This is a genomic window from Streptomyces sp. NPDC058231 (genome assembly GCF_042882275.1).
Lineage (GTDB): Bacteria > Actinomycetota > Actinomycetes > Streptomycetales > Streptomycetaceae > Streptomyces.
Genome location: NZ_JBHVWN010000001.1, coordinates 145,294 through 151,200, shown reverse-complemented (window position 1 = coordinate 151,200; position 5,907 = coordinate 145,294). Strand labels below are relative to the sequence as shown.

The following is a 5,907-nucleotide window of genomic DNA, read 5'->3' as shown; positions in this document are numbered from 1 at the left end:
TTGTGGGGGGCGCGTTAATCCCGCCCCCACACCCAAATATTGTACATACCACTTCTGCGGGCGTGCTTCCCCCCCTCTTTGACACCCCCCCCGGCTCCGTCGTTGTGCAGAACGGGGCCTGGCCCACCTGCGGTTTGCAGGGGGTCAGGATGGCGGTACAGGAACGGCCCCCGCGGAACGAAGTCTCCCGCGAAGGCCGTCGCCGGTACCGAGAGGAGGTCAGGCTTCCTGACGCTCCCGCGCAAGCTCGTTGACCCGTCGCCGGACGACGAACCAGCCACCGACCAGCGCCGCCGCGATCAGCGGCAGACACATCACGGTCGTACGGCCGACACCGCCGCCCCACCACATCAGGAACACCACCGTCGCGAGAAACGCCAGCGTGACGATCTGCGTGTACGGGGCCCAGGGCAGCCGGTACGACGGGCGGGTCACCCGGCCGTCGCGTGAGCGGTGCCAGAACAGCAGCGAGCAGAGCATGATCATGCCCCAGGTGCCGAGGATCCCGATCGACGCGAAGTTGAGGACGATCTCGAACGCCTGGCCCGGCATGACGTAGTTGAGTGCGACGCCGAGAACACCGAATCCGGCGGTCAGCAGGATGCCGCCGTACGGCACCTGTCCCTTGTTCATCCGACCGGTGAACCTCGGCGCGGAACCGGACAGCGCCATGGAGCGCAGGATGCGTCCGGTGGAGTACAGCCCGGAGTTCAGGCTGGAGAGAGCCGCGGTCAGTACGACCAGGTTCATCACACCGGCCGCGCCCGGGATGCCGAGCTTGTCCATGACGGTGACGAACGGGCTCTCGTCCCCGGAGTACGCGGTGTACGGCAGGAGTACGGCGAGCAGCACCACGGAGCCGACGTAGAAGAGCCCGACGCGCCACATGATCGAGTTGATCGCCTTGGGCATGATCTTCTCCGGGCTCTCCGTCTCGCCGGCGGCGACGCCGCACAGTTCGACCGAGGCGTACGCGAACACGACACCCTGGATCACCAGCAGCATCGGGAGCATGCCCACCGGGAAGATGCCACCGCTGTCGGTGATGGTGGAGAAGCCGGGGGTGTGACCGTCCACCGAGTGCTGGGTCACCACCAGGAAGATGCCGATCAGCATGAACGCGACCAGAGCGCCGACCTTGATGATCGAGAACCAGAACTCCATCTCGCCGAAGTACTTCACGGAGATGAGGTTGGCGGTGAGGACGACGGCGAGGGCGATCAGCGCGAGGATCCACTGCGGAACGTCGCTGAACATGGCCCAGAAATGGGCATAGGTGGCGGCCGCGGTGATGTCCGCCACGGCGGTGGTCGCCCAGTTCAGGAAGTACAGCCAGCCGGCCGCGAAGGCGCCCTTCTCACCCATGAACTCACGGGCGTACGAGACGAAGGCACCGGAGGAGGGCCGGTAGAGGACCAGTTCGCCGAGCGCGCGCACGACGAAGAAGGCGAAGGCGCCGCAGACCGCGTAGGCGATGGCGAGTGAGGGGCCCGCGCCTGCCAGCCGTCCGCCCGCGCCGAGGAACAGGCCGGTGCCGATCGCGCCGCCGATGGCGATCATGTTGATGTGACGGGACTTGAGGTCCTTGCTGTAACCGGCATCGCCGGCGTCACGGTGCGGGGAGCCTGTCGCCGGTGGGGCGGCAACGAGCGGTTCGGCCTCGGTGGTGCGGTCACTCATGGAGAGGGTTCGCCTTTGTGAGGGGATGGTGGGAGGTCCCGGCGGTGGGGGCCGGGAGTCGTCACCGTGTCACGGTCCGACACCCCATCTTCTGGGAATCCTGTGATTCTGGCAGTGCGGCATATCACAGAGGAACAAATCTGAGGTAAATCAGAGGTTGTCGATCAATAAGTGAAGGGGATGTGGACACTCTCGCGGGACCCTTCGCGCCGGAGCCGGCGGCGACGACATTCGCGGTGGCAACGGTGTAAGCAAAGTCAGTGCGGGTGCCGTGGCGACGTCGACGTCGCGGAGCCGAGTCGTCGAACAGGGTGCGACGACGAGGACGGTGCGGGCTCCGCGCGCGGGGCCGTGGGTGAGCGTCCTGGGCGCGCCCCTCCGCACCGGTGCGGAGGGGGCGGAAGGGCCAGGACTCTCCCGAGCGTCGTTCCCGGTCGTCCGGGTCAGCCGGAGGCGGTGGAACGGATGGCTGCGATGTCGAACTGAAGGCGGAGCCTCTCGCTCACCATGGCTCCGCCCTCGGCCAGCCTGGCGTTGTAGGTCAGGCCCCAGTCGGAACGATTGATGGTGGTGGTGCCGTCGAAACCGACGCGTTCGTAGCCGAACGGGTCGGTGACGTGCCCTATGTAGGTGAGGTCCAGGGCCACGGGGTGGCTCGTTCCCCTGATGGTGAGGTCGCCGGTCATGCGGTAGACGTCCTTGCCCGTGAGCTGCACGGCGGTGCTCACGAAAGTCATCCGCGGATGTTGCGCGGCGTTCAGGAAGTCACGGCCGACCAGGTGGGCGTCGCGTTGCTCCACCCCGGTGTCGACACTGGCGGTGTGCAGCGAGATTTCCGCCCGGGAGCGAGCGGGGTTCCGGCCGTCGAAATAGAGGCGACTCTCGTACTCCGCGAAAGAGCCGCGGACCGTGGTCACCATGGCGTGCCGGACGGAGAACCCGATCCTGCTGTGCGCCGGGTCGATCGTCCATTCCCCGCTGAGAGCTGCCAGGGCAGGATCCGGCACCACGGCAACAGTGGGGACCGGCGGAGCGGCAGGCGCCACTGTGCGTGGGGGTGTGGAGCTGCGACTGAAAAGCTTCATGAAGCATGTAGTTACTTGAGGGTAGGTAAGGGGTGCAAGGCCGGATCAGGGAATCCGACCATTCATGATCAAACTTTCACAAGTTGAAGTCCTGATCGGGGCGGTATCCGCCGCCGTGGCGGTGGGGGCGGCGACCTGGAGCAAGCTCCGGCCGCCGCCCCGGTCGGACGATGCGCGCCGGGTCACGTTCCTACCTGCCTTCACCCGAACGGGGCGGCGGCACCGGCGGACACCACCCCGACCAGCGCGGCCAGCGCGGACGCCAGCGCGGTCAGGCCGGTGGGACGGGCCGGACCACCCGGCTCGGACATGTACTGGTCGCGGCGGATCTCGATCATCAGTGCGCTGACGCGCGGATCCGCGCCGTAGTGCTTGAGCGGCACGTACGTACCGGCGAAGGGGCTGTTGACGCCGGTACCCCCGAATCCGGCGAACGCCTTCTCGGCCTGTGCGAGGAGTTCCGGAGGGGTGTGGAAGGCGTCGGTGCCCAGGCAGATCGGAGGGCGTGGTCCGGCGCCGTGGAGTTCGTACGGGAGCGCGGCCGTCGGGTAGGAGTGGACATCGATGACGACGGCGCGGCCGGTGGCGGCCAGGCGTTCGTCGACGGCGGCGGTCATCGCTGCCGCATACGGGTGGAACCACCGGTCGATCAAGGGCTGCGGATCCACGTCCGGCGAGCGGAGCCGTTCGCGCCGGGTGGTCCGCGTGTAGACCGCGCCCATACCCACGGAGAGCATCTCCTCGCGTTCGTCCGGGAAGCGTTCGGGGTCGATGACCAGCCGCGACAGGCCGTTGACGAACTGCCACGGAGTGACCGGGGCGGACGCGGCGGCTTCGGCCGCCAGGTCGGCCGTGTGGGAGTCCGTGATGTGGTCGAGCTCGCGCTCCAGGGCCTCGTCGTCCAGCTCGATTCCGGCACGGGCCGGAGCGGGGACGGCGCGTGACGCGTGCGGCACGTGCAACAGGACCGGCGACGAGGGTGTGCCGGGCAGGAGGTGGAACGGGTGCCGGGTGTGGCCCATGAGGCGTCCTTCGGTCGTTCGGTCCGGAAAGGGAGCGGGCACGGTGGAGCGCCGCGGTCGTGACGGTCCACCGTGCCCTGTCCGATTGTCCGGCCGGTGGCGCCCCGCTACCGAGCCGCGGAGGCGATCAGCGGGTAGTGGTCGGAGAGGTCGGTGTACGTGTAGTCGTTGCCCCAGCTGGACACGGTCCAGGGCGCGCTCTCCTCCTTGACCACCTCGTTCGTCCATCCGGCCGGTTTCGCGTGCCCTGCCCGGTACAGGACGTAGTCGAGGTCCTCGCGGGGGTCGTCGGGATAGCGGTCGGCGGCGATCGAGTTCGCCTGGGTGTCGAAGGAGTACGGGTGGCCGGTACGGGCGTCGGCTCCGGTCAGTCCGGCGTCGGTGAGCATGGAGGCGTACTCGGACGAGCGGGAGTCGACGTTCATGTCGCCTGCCACGATGACCTGTTCGGACGCGGGGACGTGCTTCGCGTCGAGGAAGGCGTCGATCTGCTTGAACTGCCTGCTGCGCATCTGTGCCGCCTCGCCCGCCCCGCATCCGGAGTCGGTCGACTGGGCGTGGGTGCCCACCACGTGGACGTTCACCCCGTCGACGTTCAGTTCGGCGTAGACGAAGCCCTTGTTGGACCACCAGTCGCTGCCGCAGGCGTCCTTGTAGATGTACTGCTCCTTGTGGATGATCGGCCACTTACTCAGGACGGTGACTCCGCCGTCCTCCGGGGTGAGAGCCGAGTAGGCGCCGCCCGTGGCGTCCCAGCCGCTCTTGCTCCTGCCCACCACCGGTGTGCGGTAGGGGTATTGGGCGGACGCGTTCTGCGCCAGCGCGTCGGAGGAGGAGTTGTCGAATGCCTCCTGGAGCACCACGACGTCATTGCCCTGGAAGAACGGCGCCTTCGGGATCTCCGCCGCCCGGTGGTCCTGGCCCCAGTTCGGGTACAGGTTCTCACTCATCAAGAACGTGTTGTACGTGAGAACCCGCAGCGTCGGGGTGTCCGCGGCTGCGGCGTGCGGAGCGTTGGCGGCCAGCGTGGCGGCGGCGAAAGCGGCGGTCAGAGCCACGCCGGAGGTGCGGCGGTACGCGGTGTGCGGCACGGGTTCTCCTGCTTCTGCTGATGGGGGTGGAACGGGCAACACACATCAAATCAGCGGGAGTTACTGCTGGGTAGACAGCGGATGTCAGGAGTCCCTCCATCCGGGGGCCAACGGCGTGGGGGCTTCCGGACGAGCGGCCTCTGCCGGGCAGCGCGGTCTCTCGTGCGGGCGTCGGCGCGGCGCGCACGCACGCACGCACCGGTTGTCTCCGCCTCATTGCGCGGCGGCGTGATGACGGCGCAGCGTCGCGTAGACGATGAGGTTGTCGACGGGGTGGCCCTGGGCGTCGAATGCGCCGTCGCAGGTGATGAGGCGGAGAACACGGTCGTCGGTCCTGCCGTACACCTTCTTCGTGGGGAACGCCTTCTTGCTCACGGACTCCGTGCCGGTGACGGTGAAGTGGGCTGTCCGCCCGAGCTCGTTGCGGACGGCGATGTCGGCGCCCTTGCTGATCTTCTTCAGGTCGTGGAAGACCGCCCTGCCGAACCGGGTGTCGTTGTGGCCGATGAGGACGGCGGCGCCGCGCTCGCCGGGGATCGCGCCTCCCGTGTACCAGCCTGCCGTCATGCCCTTCTCCGCCGGGGGGACTGCCACGGTGCCGTCCGCGTTGAGGCCGAGCGGCATCAAGGAGCTGGTCACCCCGATCGAGGGGATGGACACCCGGGAGGGAGCGGCGGGCTGTCCGGACTTGGGTGACCGGGGTGACAGGCGGGTGGGGGAGTGCGTGGCCGAGTGGGTAAGGGGTGACGGCTCCGTGGCGTCAGGTGCGCAGCCGGCGAGGAGGACGAGCGCCAGACAGGCGAGTGCCCGGGGCGTGACTGATCGACGGGCTGTCTGCGGCGCAGGCGACATGCGGGCTCCGAAAAAGCGGGGGAAGCGGTGGTAACGGGGGCAGGGGAGGGCGGGAAGTGGGGCCGCCCCACGGAGCACCGCCCCCAAGCCACCGGGGAGCCCATCGGGGGATGGGTAGAGCGGCGCCCCCCAATCCAGAAACCCCCCCCGCCCCCCACGGACGGCCCCGCCCCCGCC

At 68.5% G+C, this 5,907-nt stretch carries 5 protein-coding genes; all 5 read right to left on the bottom strand.

Annotation, left to right across the window (positions count from 1 at the left end):
* Nucleotides 1-219: 219 nt before the first annotated feature.
* On the bottom strand, nt 220-1,680 hold the full coding sequence (locus ACFVXE_RS00595; protein ID WP_389667747.1) for an amino acid permease: 1,461 nt from the start codon (nt 1,678-1,680) through the stop codon (nt 220-222).
* Between the two features lie 443 nt (nt 1,681-2,123).
* Nucleotides 2,124-2,765, bottom strand: coding sequence for a YceI family protein (locus tag ACFVXE_RS00590; RefSeq protein WP_389667745.1), 642 nt, complete (start codon nt 2,763-2,765; stop codon nt 2,124-2,126).
* 200 nt (nt 2,766-2,965) lie between these two features.
* Nucleotides 2,966-3,787, bottom strand: a complete 822-nt coding sequence (locus ACFVXE_RS00585) for an N-formylglutamate amidohydrolase (RefSeq protein ID WP_389667743.1) — start codon at nt 3,785-3,787, stop codon at nt 2,966-2,968.
* A gap of 107 nt (nt 3,788-3,894) precedes the next feature.
* Nucleotides 3,895-4,878: a sphingomyelin phosphodiesterase gene (gene sph, locus ACFVXE_RS00580; protein WP_389667741.1), complete on the bottom strand. Its 984-nt coding sequence runs from the start codon at nt 4,876-4,878 to the stop codon at nt 3,895-3,897.
* Nucleotides 4,879-5,091: 213 nt separating this feature from the next.
* A complete protein-coding gene (locus tag ACFVXE_RS00575; protein ID WP_389667739.1) occupies nt 5,092-5,730 on the bottom strand; it encodes a class F sortase in 639 nt (212 codons plus the stop codon).
* Between the last annotated feature and the right edge of the window lie 177 nt (nt 5,731-5,907).

Coding starts and splice junctions, on each gene's coding strand:
- ACFVXE_RS00595 (WP_389667747.1), bottom strand. CDS start 1,680: ATGAGTGACCGCACCACCGAGGCCGAACCGCTCGTTGCCGCCCCACCG.
- ACFVXE_RS00585 (WP_389667743.1), bottom strand. CDS start 3,787: ATGGGCCACACCCGGCACCCGTTCCACCTCCTGCCCGGCACACCCTCG.
- ACFVXE_RS00590 (WP_389667745.1), bottom strand. CDS start 2,765: ATGAAGCTTTTCAGTCGCAGCTCCACACCCCCACGCACAGTGGCGCCT.
- ACFVXE_RS00575 (WP_389667739.1), bottom strand. CDS start 5,730: ATGTCGCCTGCGCCGCAGACAGCCCGTCGATCAGTCACGCCCCGGGCA.